This is a genomic window from Pseudomonas sp. LBUM1647, from assembly GCF_059716175.1.
The window spans coordinates 2,905,951-2,924,313 of record NZ_CP166809.1 but is presented as its reverse complement, the minus strand read 5'-3'; the positions used below and the strand labels follow the sequence as shown (position 1 = coordinate 2,924,313).

The 18,363-nt window shown below is 59.8% G+C and carries 15 protein-coding genes; 13 read left to right on the top strand and 2 right to left on the bottom strand.

Annotation, left to right across the window (positions count from 1 at the left end; all coding sequences use genetic code 11):
- On the top strand, positions 1 to 1,161 hold the full coding sequence (locus ACA059_RS13315; protein ID WP_497634196.1) for an iron-containing alcohol dehydrogenase: 1,161 nt from the start codon (positions 1 to 3) through the stop codon (positions 1,159 to 1,161).
- 154 nt (positions 1,162 to 1,315) lie between these two features.
- Positions 1,316 to 2,881 carry an amino acid permease gene (locus tag ACA059_RS13310; RefSeq protein WP_497634194.1) on the top strand — a complete coding sequence of 522 codons (1,566 nt, stop codon included), beginning with the start codon at positions 1,316 to 1,318 and terminating at the stop codon, positions 2,879 to 2,881.
- A gap of 234 nt (positions 2,882 to 3,115) precedes the next feature.
- On the opposite strand, the gene ACA059_RS13305 is transcribed toward ACA059_RS13310, so the two are convergent.
- Positions 3,116 to 3,706, bottom strand: coding sequence for a TetR/AcrR family transcriptional regulator (locus ACA059_RS13305; protein ID WP_497634192.1), 591 nt, complete (start codon positions 3,704 to 3,706; stop codon positions 3,116 to 3,118).
- 195 nt (positions 3,707 to 3,901) lie between these two features.
- Here ACA059_RS13305 and ACA059_RS13300 point away from each other — a divergent pair, with 195 nt between their 5' ends.
- The 11 genes from ACA059_RS13300 to ACA059_RS13250 all read left to right on the top strand — a co-directional run bounded on the left by ACA059_RS13300 (position 3,902) and on the right by ACA059_RS13250 (position 16,361).
- Positions 3,902 to 4,615 (top strand): SDR family oxidoreductase, encoded by a 714-nt coding sequence (locus ACA059_RS13300; RefSeq protein ID WP_497634191.1) that lies wholly within the window; start codon positions 3,902 to 3,904, stop codon positions 4,613 to 4,615.
- A 10-nt stretch (positions 4,616 to 4,625) separates the two neighbouring features.
- Positions 4,626 to 5,534, top strand: a complete 909-nt coding sequence (locus tag ACA059_RS13295; RefSeq protein ID WP_497634190.1) for an alpha/beta fold hydrolase — start codon at positions 4,626 to 4,628, stop codon at positions 5,532 to 5,534.
- A gap of 111 nt (positions 5,535 to 5,645) precedes the next feature.
- The gene (locus tag ACA059_RS13290; protein WP_497634188.1) at positions 5,646 to 6,971 is read left to right on the top strand and encodes an epoxide hydrolase family protein; all 1,326 of its coding nucleotides are present in this window, start codon (positions 5,646 to 5,648) and stop codon (positions 6,969 to 6,971) included.
- Positions 6,972 to 7,157: 186 nt separating this feature from the next.
- Positions 7,158 to 7,319 carry a DUF2986 domain-containing protein gene (locus tag ACA059_RS13285; RefSeq protein ID WP_192409656.1) on the top strand — a complete coding sequence of 54 codons (162 nt, stop codon included), beginning with the start codon at positions 7,158 to 7,160 and terminating at the stop codon, positions 7,317 to 7,319.
- Positions 7,320 to 7,501: 182 nt separating this feature from the next.
- Positions 7,502 to 8,107, top strand: coding sequence for a hypothetical protein (locus tag ACA059_RS13280; protein WP_497634187.1), 606 nt, complete (start codon positions 7,502 to 7,504; stop codon positions 8,105 to 8,107).
- A gap of 297 nt (positions 8,108 to 8,404) precedes the next feature.
- Positions 8,405 to 8,497, top strand: a complete 93-nt coding sequence (kdpF, locus tag ACA059_RS13275) for a K(+)-transporting ATPase subunit F (protein WP_103316005.1) — start codon at positions 8,405 to 8,407, stop codon at positions 8,495 to 8,497.
- A complete protein-coding gene (kdpA, locus tag ACA059_RS13270) occupies positions 8,494 to 10,266 on the top strand; it encodes a potassium-transporting ATPase subunit KdpA (protein ID WP_497634186.1) in 1,773 nt (590 codons plus the stop codon). Before kdpF ends, kdpA begins: the two co-directional genes overlap by 4 nt.
- Before the next feature lie 10 nt (positions 10,267 to 10,276).
- Complete coding sequence (gene kdpB, locus ACA059_RS13265; protein ID WP_497634185.1) at positions 10,277 to 12,355, top strand: potassium-transporting ATPase subunit KdpB; 2,079 nt, start codon at positions 10,277 to 10,279, stop codon at positions 12,353 to 12,355.
- Positions 12,356 to 12,367: 12 nt separating this feature from the next.
- Positions 12,368 to 12,940, top strand: a complete 573-nt coding sequence (gene kdpC / locus ACA059_RS13260; protein WP_497634184.1) for a potassium-transporting ATPase subunit KdpC — start codon at positions 12,368 to 12,370, stop codon at positions 12,938 to 12,940.
- 26 nt (positions 12,941 to 12,966) lie between these two features.
- The gene (kdpD, locus tag ACA059_RS13255; RefSeq protein ID WP_497634183.1) at positions 12,967 to 15,675 is read left to right on the top strand and encodes a two-component system sensor histidine kinase KdpD; all 2,709 of its coding nucleotides are present in this window, start codon (positions 12,967 to 12,969) and stop codon (positions 15,673 to 15,675) included.
- Positions 15,672 to 16,361, top strand: coding sequence for a response regulator (locus ACA059_RS13250; protein WP_497634182.1), 690 nt, complete (start codon positions 15,672 to 15,674; stop codon positions 16,359 to 16,361). Before kdpD ends, ACA059_RS13250 begins: the two co-directional genes overlap by 4 nt.
- A 35-nt stretch (positions 16,362 to 16,396) precedes the next feature.
- Here the strand turns inward: ACA059_RS13250 and ACA059_RS13245 are convergent, their stop codons facing one another.
- Entirely contained in the window at positions 16,397 to 18,298 is a 1,902-nt protein-coding gene (locus ACA059_RS13245) for a potassium transporter Kup (RefSeq protein WP_497634181.1), read from the bottom strand.
- Between the last annotated feature and the right edge of the window lie 65 nt (positions 18,299 to 18,363).

The window sequence follows — 18,363 nt, the reverse complement described above, 5'->3', positions numbered from 1 at the left end:
ATGAGCCTGACCGCGAACTGGAACTACCCCACAAGCATCCGCTTCGGTGTTGGCCGCATCGCCGAGCTCGCCGAGATCTGCCGCAGCCAAGGAATCCAGCGACCGTTGCTGGTCACCGACAGTGGCCTGGCGCGAGCCCCGATCACCGCCTCAGCAGTAGACGCCTTGCGCGCCGCCGGCCTTGGCGTCGCGCTGTTTTGCGACCTTAAACCCAATCCGGTCGAAGCCAACCTGGCGGGCGGGCTCGACGCCTGGCGCGCTGGCAAACACGATGGCGTGGTCGCCTTCGGCGGTGGCAGTGGCCTGGACATGGGCAAGCTCATCGCCTTCATGAGCGGCCAAACCCGACCGGTGTGGGATTTCGAAGACATCGGCGACTACTGGACCCGCGCCGACGAAGGCAGTATCGCCCCAATCATTGCGGTGCCGACCACGGCGGGTACCGGCTCCGAGGTGGGCCGTGCCGCGGTGATCATCGATGAGCGCACGCACACCAAACGCATCATCTTCCACCCGAAAATGATGCCGCGCGTAGTCATCAGCGACCCGGCCCTCACCGTTGGCATGCCAGCCAAGGTCACCGCTGGCACCGGCATGGATGCGTTTGCGCATTGTCTGGAATCCTATTGCGCCCCCGGCTTTCACCCCATGGCCGAAGGTATTGCGGTGGAAGGCATGCGCCTGGTCGCCAATGCCTTGGTGCGAGCCGTACACACACCCTCGGACCTGGAGGCGCGAGCGGAAATGCTCGCGGCGGCTGCGATGGGCGCTACCGCTTTCCAGAAAGGTCTGGGCGGGATGCACGCCCTCTCACATCCGGTGGGCGCCCTGTACGACACCCATCACGGCATGACCAATGCCACGTTCATGCCCTATGTCCTGAAATTCAATCGCCCGGCCATCGAGGAACGCATCACCCGCCTCGCCGCTTATTTGCGTCTACCCTCGCCCGGTTTCGACAGTTTTCTGGCCTTCGTCCTCAAGTTGCGCAAGGACATCGGCGTGCCCCATACGCTGGTTGAGCTGGGGGTGGATGACCGGCAGGCCGACCTGATCGCGGACATGGCGATTGTCGACCCTTGCGCCGGCGGCAACCCGCTGCCATTGACCCGAAATGGCGCGGCAGAAATTTTCGAAGCGGCGTACCACGGCCGTCTGTAGAGCAGTTGCCTGTCCATGGCCAAGGTGCGAACGCGCAGCATGGACGGGGTTTATCCGTTAGAAACAGGAGCAGTACGACAAGGGGTTGAAGGCCAGCCCATCCGGGCACGTAAAACCCGGATGGATGCGTATCAAAACCTAAGGGGCACACAACATGAATCCAGCAAGTCAGCCCGGCACGAGCGCGCCGCAAGACGATGACGTCAAGGTGCTGCACAGCATGGGCTATGCCCAGCAGCTGTCGCGACGCATGGGCGTTTTCTCCAACTTCGCCATTTCCTTTTCGATCATCTGCATCCTCTCGGGTGGTATCAACTCACTCGCTCAGGGCACCTCGGGTGCGGGTGGTGCGTCAATTGGCATCGGCTGGCCGATCGGTTGCCTGATCTCCGGGGTTTTCGCCATGGCCATGGCGCAGATTTCCTCGGCCTACCCCACCGCTGGCGGCCTCTATCACTGGGGTTCGATTCTCGGTAACCGCTTCACCGGATGGCTGACCGCGTGGTTCAACTTGCTCGGGCTGGTCACCGTGCTCGGCGCGATCAACGTCGGCACCTATTACTTCTTTTTCGGCGCCTTCGGGCCGGCCTTGGGAATGGAAGACACCACCACGACCCGTGTGATTTTCCTGGCGATCCTGACCGGTCTCCAGGCCTTGTGTAACCACCTGGGTATCGGCCTGACCGCGAAGCTCACCGACTTCTCGGGCTATCTGATCTTCGCCACGGCGCTCGCGCTGACCATCGTCTGCCTGATCTCTGCACCCAGTTATGAGTTCGCCCGGTTATGGACCTTCAGCAACTATTCCGGCGAGGCTGGTGGCAGCGTTTGGCCACAGGTGTCGAACGGCTGGATTTTCATGCTCGGCCTGCTCTTGCCGATCTATACCATCACGGGCTATGACGCCTCTGCGCATACCTCGGAAGAGACCCGGAATGCGGCCATGTCGGTGCCTCGCGGCATGGTCATGTCGGTGGTCTGGTCGCTGCTGTTCGGTTGGGTCATGCTCAGTTCGTTTGTGCTGATGCTGCCAAGCATGGACGAGGCGGCGAAGCATGGCTGGACCGTGTTTTTCTGGGCCATGGACACCCAGGTCAATCCGACTGTGAAGTTGGCGCTTTACGTGGCGATTTTCATCTCGCAATTTCTTTGCGGGTTGGCGACCGTGACCTCGGTCTCACGCATGATCTTCGCGTTCTCCCGTGACGGCGGCCTGCCCTTCTCCAAGACACTGGCCTCGGTCTCGCCGACCCTTCGCAGCCCGGTGGCAGCGATCTGGACCGGTGCCACCCTCGCGGTGTTGTTCGTCTGGGGATCGTCGGTGATCTCGGTCGGCGAAACACCGGTCTATACCATCGTGGTGTCCTGCACGGTGATCTTCCTGTTCTTCTCCTTCATCATTCCCATCATCCTGGGCCTGTTTACCTTCGGGACGTCGAAGTGGCCAACCATGGGGCCGTGGAACATGGGACGTTTCTGGTACTCGGTGTTCGCCCTCCTCTCGATCCTCTCGATGGTGATTATTTTCGTCATCGGCATCCAGCCACCGAACGAATGGGCGCTGTACATCACCATTGGGTTTCTGGTGCTGACGGCCATCGTCTGGTTCGGTTTTGAAGCCCGCCGCTTCCAGGGTCCGCCGATTGGCGACATGATCGTCAAGCGTCAGGCCGAAATTGCGGCGGCTGAAGAGGCATTGAATAAACGGGCTGGAAGTTGATCGCTAAAAGATGAGTAACCTGTGGCGAGGGAGCTTGCTCCCGCTGGGCAGCGCAGCGGCCCCAAAAGATCGCAGCCTTCGGCAGCTCCTACAGGTTTACACGATCCCCTGTAGGAGCTGCCGAAGGCTGCGATCTTTTAAGGCAACACCTACCAAGTCGGATCAATTTGATCCCCCACAGTAATCAATACACCGCAGTCATCTGAATTTCTTCGATGTCTCGGAATGCTCCAGCTAGACCGGTTTGCCCAGCGCAGCATCGATCATGTGGCGCACGCCCCGCAGCACCTGGGCCGACACCTCCGGCCTGGCCTTCGCCGTGGCGCGCGCAACCGAGAGGGCGCCCACCATTGCCGCAACGATGCCCATGGCGGTGCCAAGCGCGTCGACGCCAGGATTGTTGGCGGCGACCCTGCGCTCAAACGCCCGCACCAGCACCATGTAACCTTCGGTAAACGTTGTGCTGATCGCAATATCCTGGCGGCCGATTTCGCTGGCGGACGCGGCCATTGCGCAGTGCTCGGCGTAGTCGTCGCGCTTGTCGACGGATAGGTAGTCGGACAGGAAGCGCTCCAGGTCCGGCTCGCCATCGACCGTGCCCGTGTAGAGCTTGGCATTCCCCTGCTCCAGGCTCCACGCCAGCGCCTCGGCCGCCAGCGCTTCCTTGGATGGGAAATGTGCGTACAGCGCGCCGTGGGTCAAACCAGCCGACTTGCTGATTTCTGCAACGCCCACCCCGTCGATCCCTTTCTGTCGAAACAGGCGGCTCGCCGTCTCCAGCAGTGCGGCGCGGTTGGCTTCTGATTTTTCTTTCGAGATTTTCATAATGAGGCTCCTCTGCGTTCACTCTCGCACATTATGATTGCACTCACAATGAACGACAACCCCGTGCCTACAAGGCTTTATTACGTCAGTAATATTTGTCTTGACTTTAATAAATGCGACCACCATTATTGATTCAATGATTGCGAGCGCAATCTTACAGGGCGAAAGCCGCTCATCCAACCAGAGCACACCATCATGAAAATAAAAAATTCCGTTGCCTTCGTTACCGGCGCCAACCGTGGTCTCGGCCTGGCGTTCGCAAAAGAACTCGTGGCCCGCGGCGCGAGCAAGGTGTATGCCGGGGTGCGCAATCCCGAAGGCGTCGACATCCCGGGTGTGATCGCCATTCGCCTTGACGTCAGCGACCCGGCATCGGTTGCCGCGGCGGTGGCCCAAGCGGGTGACGTGACGCTGCTGGTCAACAATGCAGGCATTGCCCGCCTGCTGCCATCCATGCTTGACCCTGGCCTGGTGGAAGCCGCTCGCGAAATCTTCGAAACCAATTACTACGGCGTGATGCACGTCAGCCTTGCCTTCGCCCCTGTGCTTAAAGCCAACGGCGGCGGCGCGATCGTCAACGTACTGTCGGATGCGACCTGGGTCGCTGCGCCCTTCCTGTCCGCTTATGCGGCATCGAAAGCGGCAGCGTGGAGCTTCACCAACTCGCTGCGGATCGAACTCCACGGCCAGGGCACCAGCGTGCAAGGCCTGCACGTGGGCTTCATCGACACCGATCTGACCCACGGTTTTGACGTGCCAAAAGTCCAGCCATCCGAAGTCGTGATCCAGTCGCTAGACGGCGTGGAAGCGGGTTTGAAAGAAGTGCTCGCAGACAAAGGGACACGCGCCATCAAAGCCAGCCTGTCTACTGAGCAAGCGGCTTATCTGAATCCCGAAACCGTCGCGTGAGGAGCACACCATGCACCTCTTCCAACGGCTAGCCCTCGGAGCTGCATTCTTTGCCATCGCAGTCAGCGGTGCCATCGCGGCGCCGGCGGCCACGCATAACAGCGCACCCAATCAATTCGTCGAAGCTGACGGCGTGCGTTATGCCTATCGCCACTTCGGCGCGCAGACGGGCGTTCCGGTCATCTTGCTCCAGCACTTTCGCGGCAACATGGATTACTGGGACCCGGCAGTGACCGATGGCCTGGCACAGCAGCGGCCGGTCTACCTGTTCGACAATGCCGGCGTGGGCCTTAGCAGCGGCGAAACACCCGATTCGTTCGAAGCCATGGCCGACCACGTTGCCGCATTTGCCCGTGCCCGCGGGTTGACGCAGGTCGACGTACTTGGCTTTTCAATCGGCGGCATGGTGGCGCAGGAAGTTGCATTGCGTCATCCGCAACTGGTGCGCCGGCTGATCCTGGCGGGAACGTCGCCGCGCGGCGGGGTCTCGGGACATGATCCACGGGTTCCCGGGATCGCGTTGCGCGAATCGATCGCCACGCAGGAAGAGACCGCTTACCTGTTCTTCGATCCGACGCCGTCAAGCCAGCAGGCGGCCCGGGAATTCTGGGAAAGGCGCCACCAGCGCACCGAAGGCCTCGACAAGCTCAGTTCGATGAAGGTCATCGCGGCCCAAGGGGCGGCGCTGGGAAAATGGAGCATGTCCGGTGACGGCACTTTTTCGCAATTGAGCAAGATTACCCAGCCAACCCTGGTGGTCAACGGCAGCAAGGACGTGATGGTGCCCACCGAGAACTCGTACACGCTGCAACAGCATATTCCGAACGCCAAGTTGCTCATCTATCCAAACTCGGGACACGGTGCATTGTTCCAATACGCCAACGATTTCGTGCTGCAAGCCAATGCCTTCCTGAACTAGGTCGGAGCCCATCGCTTTCGAAAACCCTTTGAGCGACACACCGTCGCGGTACGGAAATTAAATGTAGTCCGTCGTCGATTTTTATCGCCCCAATTCCCCTGGAGTACGACCATGTCAGCACTATCGTTTGCAGCGTTCCGGCGCTGCCTGTTAGCTGTTTCAGCAACCGCTGGTGCCCTCGCACTGGTCGCCCTCGTCTCGCTCTCTTACGCCCGGGCCAGTACAACGCCGGAGGCCGCCGCCACCATCGAGAAGGACAGCGCAATTCGCCCTTTCAAGGTCAACATCCCTGAAGACGCGGTAGCCGATCTGCGCAAACGCGTACTGGCGACCCGTTGGCCCGACCGCGAAACGGTCGACGATCAATCTCAAGGCGTGCAACTGGCCAAGCTGCAAGCCCTCGTCGGTTACTGGGGCACGCAATATGACTGGCGCAAGGTTGAATCCCAACTCAATGCCTTGCCGATGTTCGTGACCAACATCGACGGCCTCGACATCCAGTTCATCCACGTCAAATCGAAACATCCCAACGCCCTGCCGCTGCTGCTCACTCACGGCTGGCCCGGTTCGATTCTGGAACTGACCAAAGCCATCGGCCCGCTGACCGACCCGACTGCGTACGGCGGTCGTGCCGAAGATGCCTTTGACGTGATCATTCCCTCGATGCCCGGCTACGGTTTCTCGCAGAGACCCACCGACGGCGGCTGGGGTCCTGACCGCATCGGCGTGGCGTGGGATGTGTTGATCAAGCGCTTGGGCTATAAGCGCTACGTGTCGCAAGGTGGTGACTGGGGATCGGTGATTGCCGACGCCATGGGACGCCAGGCACCGCCCGGCTTGCTGGGTATCCACGTGAACATGCCGGCCACCGTGCCTGCCGATGTCGCCAAGGCCATCAACGACGGCACCCCGTCTCCCGCCGGTCTGTCGGCCAAGGAGACAGCGGCCTATGAGTCGCTGAAAACCTTCTTCAGCAAAAATGCGGCTTACGGCGCCATGATGAGCACCCGGCCACAAACCGTCGGCTACGGCTTGTCGGATTCACCTGCGGGTCTGGCCGCGTGGATGTTCGATAAATTCAACCAGTGGACCTACAGCGGCGGCGACGCGGAAAATTCCCTGACAAAGGACGAGATGCTCGACGGTATTTCGCTCTATTGGCTGACCAACAGCGCCATCTCGTCTGCTCGCCTGTATTGGGAAAACAACACTAACAACTTCAATGCAGTGGAACAAAAGACCCGGGATATCAAGATCCCTGTCGCCGTGACTGTGTTTCCGGGCGAAATCTACCAGGCGCCGAAAACCTGGACCGAGCGCGCCTATCCCAACCTGATCTATTTCAACGAAGTGGATAAGGGCGGGCATTTCGCGGCATGGGAACAACCCGAGTTGTTCGCCAAGGAACTGCGCGCAGCCTTCCGCACCTTGCGCTAAGTATTACGTTGCGTTGACCTGCCCATTGTCCTGATGGGCAGGCCGCAACAACCTAGCCACTGCCCCCGATTCACGCTTACCATACCTTCTGTTCGTCTGCAGTCGTAACCGAAGCCCTATCTCACTCCCTGGGCTTCGTGCGCAAACCTCTGCCATCATTCAAGACTTACAAGTCGAGTAGAAAAAATGAATCGTCGTAAAAAAATACAACAGTTATTAAAGGCTCACGCAAAAAAGGCCAGTGCCAAATTGGCACCGGCCAGTAAGTCTAAATACATTAGTAAAGCTGACCGATTGAAGCTAGCGGCTGAACCTGGTCCAGACTCGATCATTTCCCCTGAGAGCTGATCTATTTAGCTTAAACACCAGCGGAATTTATAAAAAGCCATACACAGTCGACTTAGTAAGCGCGAACAACGGCACGCTGCGTGTCGGTTAGCGGGTGAGCACAGAACACGACATAAACGCTTTTTGATGCCAGCCAGCCGCATTGCGCATCACCTTCAGAACTCCAGCTTTAAGGGCGAACGATGATTTTGGTTGTTGAGGGTATCAGCGCCAGCGGGAAAACCACTTGGTGCGCCAAGCATGGAGGGCAACATGTCATTCCTGAAAACGGCCGTTTTGAAAACGAGCCGGATCGGATAAAGGATCCAGTCGGAGCGGCAACTTTTTGGGCAGAGCGAAACGTGGATCGCTGGCAAACGGCTCTAGCCATGGAAGACAGTTCTTCGTGGGCTTTGTGTGACAGTGACCCTCTCAAGCTCCACTACATTTGGAGCCTTTGGCAGATCGGCGAGGCGAGCGAACACGACTGGCGAATAGAGTTGGACGCCACAAGAGAAACGATCGCACAAGGACGTATTGGCTTTGCTGACTGTTACATTGTTGGTCGCATCGATCCTCAGCTCGCGCGCGAACGAGCCAAAGCAGACACCACCCGCCGACGGAGTAGATTCGAGCTACACGTGCGCCTCCAACAAGCTCTGCTGACCTGGTACTCGGCTATGGATGAAGTGCTTCCCGGCAGAGTGCGATTCGGGTTTCCTTCAAAAATTCCCACCGTAGAAAACCTTGATGGAAGATATTCGGTAACGGCCTTTGATCAAATGATCGCATCGCTCCCCAGAAAATAATCAGCCTCGATAAGTGGCTCGAAGCACAACGCAACATCGGACTGAAGGGGTTGACCGGGCGTTTGGTGCCTGACTTCAAGACCATCGTTCGACGCCAGCCGTACTTGAGCAGCACCTTTACAAGATCTTTATGCGCTTGCCCCCAATCCTTTTACCAACTTACCAGGCGTCCATTTAGGCTTTCCTCATCGCGGGAGGAAATGCCATGGACTTCATCTTTTTGGTACTCGGTGCCCTGTTGTTCATCAGCCTGGTCGGCATGGCGCGCGGCTGTGCGGCGCTCGACAGGAGACGGCCATGACCGGTTTCTATCTGTTCGGCGGCATCATTGCGGCCGGGTTGCTGGTTTACCTGGTCGCCGCGCTGCTGTTTCCGGAGGACTTCCTATGACGACTCAAGCCTGGGTCCTCCTCGGGGCCTTTCTGCTGGTGCTGGCTCTGTTGGCCTGGCCACTTGGCCATTGGCTGACCACTGTGATGGAGGGTCGGTTTGCCTTCGGCTCGCGCCTCGAGTCGCCGCTATATCGCCTCGCTGGGGTAAAGCCAGAAACGCAGATGGGGTGGCTGCAATACGCCCTCGCACTGATCCTGTTCAACGCGCTGGGATTGCTGGTCGTCTACGCGCTGCAACGGTTGCAAGGTGTTCTGCCGTTCAACCCGCAAGGGTTTGGCGCGGTGACGCCCGACTCTTCGTTCAACACCGCCGCCAGTTTCGTCACCAATACCAACTGGCAAGCCTATAGCGGTGAGTCGACGATGAGCTACCTCACCCAGATGCTTGCGCTGACGGTGCAGAACTTCCTGTCTGCCGCCACCGGCATTGTGGTGGCCGTTGCCCTGATTCGCGGGTTCGCCCGCCACAGTGCGACCAGCATCGGCAATGCCTGGACCGACCTCACCCGCATCACGCTGTGGGTGTTGCTGCCGCTGTCGCTGATTTTCGCGCTGTTCTTCGTCAGCCAGGGTGTGATCCAGAATCTTGCCCCGTATCAGGCAGTCACCACCCTGGAAGTCATGCAATATCAGGCCCCGGTGCTCAATGATGCCGGCCAGCCGACGCTCGATGCCCAGGGCAATCCGGCGACCGTGGCCAGCAGCACGCAAACACAAACCATTGCCATGGGCCCTGTCGCCTCGCAAGAAGCGATCAAGATGCTGGGCACCAATGGCGGTGGTTTCTTCAATGCCAATTCGGCCCATCCCTACGAAAACCCCACCGCCGTCACCAATTTCTTTCAGTTGATTGCGATCTTCCTCATCCCGACCGCGCTGTGTTTCGTCTTCGGGCACATCGTCGGTGACATCCGACAAGGCTGGGCGCTGTTGGCGGCGATGACGATCATTTTCGTGATCGCCGTGGTTGCCGTCACCCATTACGAACAACTGGGCAACCCGCAGTTTTCAGCACTGGGCGTCGATACCGCGTCGGGCAACATGGAAGGCAAGGAGGTGCGCTTCGGCATCAGCGCTTCGAGCCTGTTCGCGGCCGTGACCACGGCGGCTTCATGCGGTGCGGTCAACGCGATGCATGACTCGTTCACACCCTTGGGCGGTGCGGTGCCGCTGATCCTCATGCAACTGGGTGAAGTGGTGTTCGGCGGCACGGGTTCAGGTCTGTACGGCATGCTGGTATTCGCCATTCTTGCGGTGTTTATCGCCGGCCTGATGATCGGGCGGACACCGGAATACCTGGGCAAGAAGATCGAAGCCTACGAGATGAAAATGGTCGCCATTGCGATTCTGATGACGCCGTTGCTGGTGCTGTTCGGTACCGCTATTGGTGTCATGGCCGAGGCCGGCAGGCTGGGGATTGCCAACCCGGGTGCCCATGGGTTTTCGGAAATCCTCTACGCCCTCACCTCGGCCGCCAATAACAACGGCAGCGCATTCGCCGGTCTGTCGGCCAACACCCCGTTCTACAACACGATGCTGGCGATCGTCGCCTGGTTTGGCCGCTTCGGCGTGATCGTGCCGGTGCTCGCCGTCGCCGGCAGCCTGGCTGCGAAGAAACGCCTGGCGGTAACCGGCGGCACGATGCCCACCCACGGAATGCTGTTCGTGGTGCTGCTGATCGGTACGGTGTTGCTGGTCGGCTTGCTGAACTATGTCCCCGCGCTCGCGCTGGGGCCCGTCGTCGAACACTTCCTGATGATCAAGTGAGATCACGAACATGACTCGCAAAGCGTTCTCCTTGTTCGACCCGAAACTGATCACACCAGCCATGGTCGAGTCAGTGCGCAAACTCAGTCCCAGGATCCAGTGGCGAAACCCGGTGATGTTCGTCGTCTACATCGGCGCGATCATCACCACTGCCCTATGGGGCCAGGCGCTGAGTGGCAAGGGGGAAGCCGCCACCGGGTTTATCCTTGCGATCAGCTTGTGGCTTTGGTTCACCCTCCTGTTCGCCAACTTTGCCGAGGCACTGGCCGAAGGCCGCAGCAAGGCCCAGGCGGCTTCCCTGCGCACTCTGAAAAAGGAAACCTGGGCCAAGAAACTGCGCGAACCGCACTACGGCGCCGAGTGGCAGTTGGCTCAGTCGAGCGACCTGTGCAAAGGCGACGTGGTGGTGGTCGAAGCCGGCGACCTTGGGGACTCGGTCATCCCCGCCGACGGCGAAGTGATCGAAGGCGCCGCCTCGGTGGATGAGTCCGCCATCACCGGCGAGTCGGCCCCGGTGATTCGCGAAGCTGGCGGCGACTTCTCGGCCGTGACCGGCGGTACCCGGGTGCTCTCGGACTGGATTGTCGTGCGCGTGACCACCAACCCCGGCGAAACCTTCGTCGACCGCATGATTGCCATGGTCGAGAACGCGAAGCGGCAAAAGACCCCGAATGAAATCGCCTTGTCGATTTTATTGGTCGCGCTGACGATCGTGTTCCTGGGCGTGACGGTGACGCTCCTGCCCTTCTCGCTGTTCGGGGTCGCCGTGGCCAAATCCGGAGCGCCCGTCTCGATCACTGTCCTCATCTCGTTGTTGGTGTGCCTGATCCCCACGACCATTGCCGGCTTGCTGTCGGCCGTCGGCGTGGCCGGCATGAGTCGCATGATGGAGGCCAACGTGATCGCCACGTCCGGCCGAGCCGTGGAAGCCGCCGGTGACGTGGACGTTCTGCTGCTCGATAAAACCGGGACGATCACGCTGGGCAATCGTCATGCCTCCGCATTCTTACCGGCGCCTGGCATCAAAGAGGCTGAACTGGCGGATGTGGCGCAGCTGGCGTCTCTGGCCGACGAAACGCCCGAAGGGCGCAGCATCGTGGTCCTGGCCAAACAGCGTTTCAATCTGCGGGAACGAGAAATCGGCGCACTCGACGCCCACTTCGTGCACTTTTCGGCGCAAACGCGCATGAGCGGTGTCAACCTGGGCGACCGGCAAATACGCAAGGGCGCCGGCGAAGCGATCCTCAAGCATGTTCAAGGTCTGGGCGGCAGCTTTCCCGAGGCGGTGCAAACCAGCATTGAGGAGGTGGCGCGCCGGGGCAGCACACCGCTGGTCGTCGCCGACGGGGTCAAGGTGCTGGGCGTCATCGAACTCAAGGACATCGTAAAAGGTGGCATCAAGGAACGTTTCGTCGAACTGCGCCGCATGGGCATCAAGACGGTCATGGTGACGGGCGACAACCGGGTCACTGCTGCCGCCATTGCCGCCGAAGCCGGGGTCGATGACTTTCTGGCCGAGGCGACACCCGAACAGAAGCTGGAACTGATCCGCCGCTACCAGGCCGAAGGCCGGCTGGTGGCCATGACCGGCGACGGCACCAACGACGCCCCGGCACTGGCTCAGGCCGATGTCGCCGTGGCGATGAACTCGGGGACGCAGGCCGCCAAGGAAGCCGGCAACATGGTGGATCTGGACAGCAACCCGACGAAGTTGATCGAGGTGGTGGAAACCGGCAAACAGATGCTGATGACCCGAGGCTCGCTGACCACCTTCTCGATTGCCAACGACATCGCCAAATATTTCGCGATCGTGCCGGCCGCGTTTGTCACCACCTACCCGCAACTCGCGGCGCTCAACATCATGGGGCTGACGAGCCCGAACTCGGCGGTGCTGTCGGCGGTGATTTTCAATGCGCTGATTATCATTTTCCTGATTCCCCTGGCGCTTAAAGGCGTGAAGTACCGCCCGGTCGGTGCTGCCCTGCTGCTGCGGCGCAACCTGTTGATCTACGGGCTGGGTGGGGTCATCGTTCCATTCATTGGCATCAAGGTAATCGACATGGCGTTATTCGCTGTCGGTCTGACTTGAGGGAGCACTGTCATGGCAATTCTGCTGCGTCCGGCGTTGACCCTGCTGATTGTATTTTCACTGCTCACGGGCCTCGCCTATCCGCTGCTCACCACCGGGATCGCCGGCCTGGTTTTCCCCCGTCAGGCCGCGGGCAGCCTGATCGAAAGAGACGGCAAAATCGTCGGTTCCCTGCTGATCGGTCAAGGCTTCAGTGATCCGAAATACTTCTGGAGCCGCCCTTCCGCCACCAGTCCCATGCCCTATAACCCGCAGGCCTCGGCAGGGTCGAACCAGGGCCCGCTGAACCCGGCGCTGGCGGATGCAATCAAGGCCCGGATCGACGCCTTGCACGCGGCCGATCCTGGCAACACCGCGACGGTGCCCGCCGACCTGGTCTACAGTTCCGCCAGTGGTCTTGATCCGCATATCAGCATCGCGGCGGCGCTGTACCAGGCAAACCGGGTTTCGCGGGTGCGCAAGCTGCCCGTCGAGCAGGTCCGCCAACTGATCAGCGAGCATTCTGAAAGCATGCTGCTCGGGTTCCTCGGCGAACCCCGGGTCAACGTCCTGGCCCTGAACCTGGCACTCGACGCCGCCCATTGAGCGCCAACTCACACACGGTGAGCCTGATGGCCGAACAACGTCCTGACCCGGACCAGCTACTGGCCCAGATTCGCGAAGAAGAAGCGCAGGCCAAACGTGGCCGGCTGAAGATTTTTTTCGGCGCCAGCGCGGGGGTCGGCAAGACCTACGCGATGCTGGCAGCCGCTCATACCGCGAAACTGCAGGACATAAACGTGCTGATCGGCGTGGTCGAGACCCATGGCCGCGCTGAAACCCTGGCGCTGACCGCAGGCCTGGAAACACTGCCGCTCAAGCAGGTCGTCGACAAGAACCGCACACTGACCGAGTTCGACCTCGACGCCGCACTCGCGTGTCAACCGGGCTTGATTCTGATTGACGAACTGGCTCACTCCAACGCTATAGGCTCCCGGCACCCAAAGCGCTGGCAGGACGTGGAAGAACTACTCAGCGCCGGTATCGATGTCTGGTCGACCATGAACGTCCAGCACCTGGAGAGCCTGAACGACATTGTCGGTGGCATCACCGGCATTCGCGTCTGGGAGACCGTGCCCGACCATGTGTTCGACACGGCCGACGAGGTGGTCATTGTTGACTTGCCTCCCGACGACCTGCTGCAGCGCTTGAAGGAAGGCAAGGTCTATCTGGCGCAACAGGCCGAGCGCGCGGTGCAGAATTTCTTTCGCAAAGGCAACTTGATTGCCCTGCGCGAACTGGCGCTGCGCCGCACCGCCGACCGTGTCGACAGCGACATGTTGCAGTACCGCCAAAGCGGTGCGGTCAAACCGGTCTGGGGGACTCGCGACTCTCTGCTCGCCTGCATCGGCCCCCATGAGCAGGCCGAAAAAACCGTACGTTCGACGGTCCGTCTGGCCGCTCAGCTCAATGTGCCCTGGCACGCCGTGTATGTCGAAACTCCAGCCTTGCAGCGTCTGCCAGAAGCCAAGCGCCGTCGCGTTCTGGCGACCCTGAAACTGGCCCAGGACATGGGCGCGCAGATCTCGACGCTGGCCGGTCAGGACATTGCCGAAGCATTGGTCAAGTATGCTCGGCAGTACAACCTTTCAAAAGTCGTGCTGGGCCGTGACGAACGTCCGCGGCGTCGCTTCTGGCGGCGCGAGCTTGCCGACCGGATTGGTGCGCTGGGCGTCGACCTTGACGTGATTCAAGTCTCGCTCCCGGCTAATCAACGGCCCCGGAACGAGGCGGCGCCTGCCACGAGCGAGAACCCGATCGTGTGGCGATCCTATGTCTGGAGCGTGGCGCTCTGTGCGGTGACGACCCTGGCGGTCATGCCCATGGCGCACGTACTGGAACTGGCCAACATCGTCATGATCTTCTTGCTGGTGGTGGTCGCCGTGGCGGTTCGCTTTGGCCGAGGCCCAGCCGTCCTGGCAGCCTTTGTGTCAGTGGGTGCCTTTGACTTCTTCTTTGTATCGCCGCGTTTTTCGTTCGCCTTCGCCGATGCCCAATACTTGGTGACCTTCAGCGTCATGCTCGTGGTCGCTCTGGTCATCGGGCAAATGACGGCCGGCCTGACCTACCAGGCACGGGTAGCGCAACGGCGCGAAGACCGCATGCGGGCGCTGTACGACATGTCTCGCCTTCTGTCCGCGGCGCTGTTGACCGAACAGGTGGCGGACATCAGCGCACGGTTTCTGTCCGCCGAGTTTGGTGCAAGGTCGGCGCTGCTAGTGGCAGACGATAACAATAAGCTGCAAGCCCCGATGGTGACGGGAGATGCACCGCAAGTGGACATTGCCATTGCCCAATGGTCGTTCGACAAAACCGAACCGGCTGGCTACGGCACCGACACCCTGCCCTCAAGCTCAACGCTTTACCTGCCCTTGTCGGCGCCGATGCGGGTGCGCGGGATTTTGGCGGTGCAACCGCGAGACACCACCCGGCTGGTGGTCCCGGAACAACGACGTCTGCTCGACACCTGTGCTTCATTGCTGGCCATCTCGCTCGAACGGATTCACTACATCAACGTGGCCCAGGACACGACGGTTCAAATGGAGTCCGAACGGTTGCGCAACTCGCTGCTGTCGGCCATCTCCCACGACCTGCGAACCCCGCTGTCGGTCATGGTAGGGCTTGCCGAAGCGCTCAAACTGACCAAGCCACCCCTGACCGGCGAAGCCGCCGAAATTGCCACGGCGGTGGGTGAATCGGCGCTGCGCATGAATACGCTGGTCAATAACCTGCTGGACATGGCGCGCCTCGAATCCGGCAAAGTGGTGGTGAATCGGCAGTGGCAACCCATCGAAGACGTGGTGGGCAGTGCCCTGCGAGCCATCCAGCCGATTCTGGGCAAGCGTTTGGTGCAAGTCGCTCTGGACGATGATTTACCGCCCGTACACATCGACGCGGTGCTGATCGAACGCGTCCTCATCAACCTGATCGAGAACGCCGTCAAGTACACGCCCCAAGGCACCACCATCCGCCTGGGGGCCAGGGCCACGCCTGACAACATCGAGTTGTGGGTCGCCGACGAAGGACCGGGGTTACCCCACGGTCACGAAGAGGCGATCTTCAGCAAATTCATGCGTGGCAAGAAGGAAAGCTCGATACCCGGCGTCGGGCTGGGCCTGGCCATCTGCCGGGCCATTGCCCAGGTTCATGGAGGAACCATTTTGGGTGTCACCCGGCCAGAGGGCGGTGCTTGCTTCATGTTACGTCTGCCCCGTGAAACCCCTCCGATCATCGAGCCCATCGAACCCATTGAGCAGCAGACTGACGAGGATTCACCATGACCGAATCAGTGCCCCACGTCCTGATCATTGAAGATGAGAAGGAAATACGCCGCTTCGTGCGGATGGCTTTGCAAGCCGAAGGCCTGGAAGTTCACGAAGCCGATACCTTTCACCGGGGCCTCATCGACGCGGGCACGCGCCGGCCCGATCTGATCGTGCTCGACCTGGGACTGCCCGACGGGGACGGCATTGACCTGATCCGGGACGTCAGGAGCTGGTCGCCGGTGCCCATTATTGTGTTGTCTGCACGTGGCGCAGAGTCAGACAAAATCCTGGCACTGGACACCGGTGCCGACGACTATCTGGTGAAGCCCTTTGGCACTGGCGAACTGCTCGCCCGCGTGCGCGCGCTGTTACGCAGGCAGGCGAAAGAGGCCGAAAACAACTCGGTACTGTGCTTCGATGACGTGAGAATCGATGTAGAACGACGCGTCGTGGAGCGTTCCGGCGTCCCCTTGCATTTGACACCGCTGGAATACCGCTTGCTGGTTCATCTCTGCTCAAATCCAAATCGGGTCCTGACGCACTTGCAACTGCTCAAGGCCGTATGGGGTCCGTCGCACACCACTGATACCCCTTACCTTCGAGTCTTCATGGGCGGATTGCGCAAAAAAGTAGAAGCGGACCCTTCCCAACCACGTCATCTGGTGACTGAAACGGGGGTTGGCTACCGCTTTATTCCTTGAGCCTATGGTGCTGGAGTCAGCAGCTTCGTTTATCGCTACATCTCGACCTGTGTGCCCAGCTCTATCACCCTGTTCAGTGGCAACTTGAAGTACTTCAGATTGCTGTTGGCGTTCTTGAGCAAAAAGGCGAACAGGTTCTCTCGCCAACGAGCCATACCGATACGTTTGGTCGCAATGACCGTCTCTCGGCTGAGGAAATAGGTGGTGCGCATAGGACTGAAATCCAGCTCAGCCAAGTGACAGAGACTCAAGGCCAGAGGGACATCCGGCTCCTCGATAAAACCAAAGTGCAGACTGACCCGGAAGAAGCCTTCACCATAGGCTTCAACCTCAAATCGTCTGTCGGCACTCACGCGAGGGCTGTCTTCAGACACTACCGTGAGCAACACGACTTGCTCATGCAAAACCTGGTTATGCAGCAGGTTGTGCAGCAGTGCATGAGGAACAGCATCGGCCCTGGCCGTCAGAAACACCGCCGTGCCTTGTACGCGATGGGGAGGCTGCGTACGGATGCTGCCGATGAAGAGCGGTAGAGGAAGCGCGGTTTCATCCAGCCGCTCAACAATAATCCTCCTGCCCCGCTTCCAGGTCGTCATCAAAATGAACAGGCCAATGCCGGCAATCACCGGGAACGCCCCCCCCTGAAAAATCTTCGGCGCGTTGGCCGCGAAATACAGACCGTCTACCAGCAAAAATCCGAGCAGCATCGGGATGGCCAACCAGCGCGGCGTTTTCCACAGGAGCAGGACGACAGCCGAGGACAGGATTGTTGTGATCAGCATGGTCCCCGTCACCGCGACGCCATAAGCTGCGGCCAAAGCACTGGACGACTCGAAACCAATCACCAACAACACGACACCGACCATCAACGCCCAGTTAACCGTGCCGATGTAGATCTGTCCCTGCTCTTGGCTGGAGGTGTGCTGGATAAACATGCGTGGGACGTAACCTAGCTGGATGGCCTGGCGAGTCAGGGAGAAAGCACCGGAAATCACGGCTTGAGAAGCGATGATCGTAGCCAGTGTGGAGAGCGCGACCATTGGTAACAGTGCCCACTCAGGCGCCAGCAAATAGAACGGATTGCGCACAGTCTCCGGGTTTCCAAGGATCAAGGCGCCTTGGCCAAAGTAGTTGAGCACCAAACCGGGCAACACGAGAATGAACCAGGCACGAGAAATCGGTTTGCGGCCAAAGTGGCCCATGTCCGCATACAGCGCTTCAGCACCGGTCAATGACAATACGACAGCACCCAGGATGGCCACACCGATCCCCGGATGAGCGATAAAAAAATGTGCTCCCCAGTATGGGTTGAGCGCTTGCAATACTTCCGGGCGCTGCAAAATGCCATAGATCCCCAGCGCACCTAACACTACAAACCACAGCACCATCACTGGGCCAAACAGGATACCGATGCGAGCCGTGCCGTGTTTCTGTATCAAGAACAGCGCCACCAGCACGATCACTGACAAGGGCACAACCCAGTGCTCTATCCCGTCAAAGGCCAGCTGAAGTCCTTCAACCGCGGAGAGCACCGAAATAGCCGGGGTGATCATGCTGTCCCCGTAAAAAAGTGCTGCACCGAACAGGCCGAGCAGAACCAGTACCTTGCTCATGTGCGGATAAGGTGCTGCCGCGCGGCGGGCCAATGCCGTCAACGCCATAATGCCGCCTTCGCCCTGGTTGTTGGCGCGAAGGATGAACAGCACGTACTTGATCGAGACCACCCAGATCAGTGACCAGAAGATCAACGACAGAATGCCCAGCACTCCGTCGTGATTTACCTGAACGCCGTAGTGGCCGGAAAAAACTTCTTTCAGCGTATAGAGGGGGCTGGTGCCGATGTCCCCGTAAACCACGCCGACAGCGGCGACGAGCAAGCCTGCACCTGACGTTTTGGCTTGCGAATTTTCATGTGCAACGGTCGTTGTTTCGCTCACGGTAGACTCTCTGAAAAAACGCGGCCAGTATCGTGTCGGACGAAAATGAACACTGTAAAGAAAGC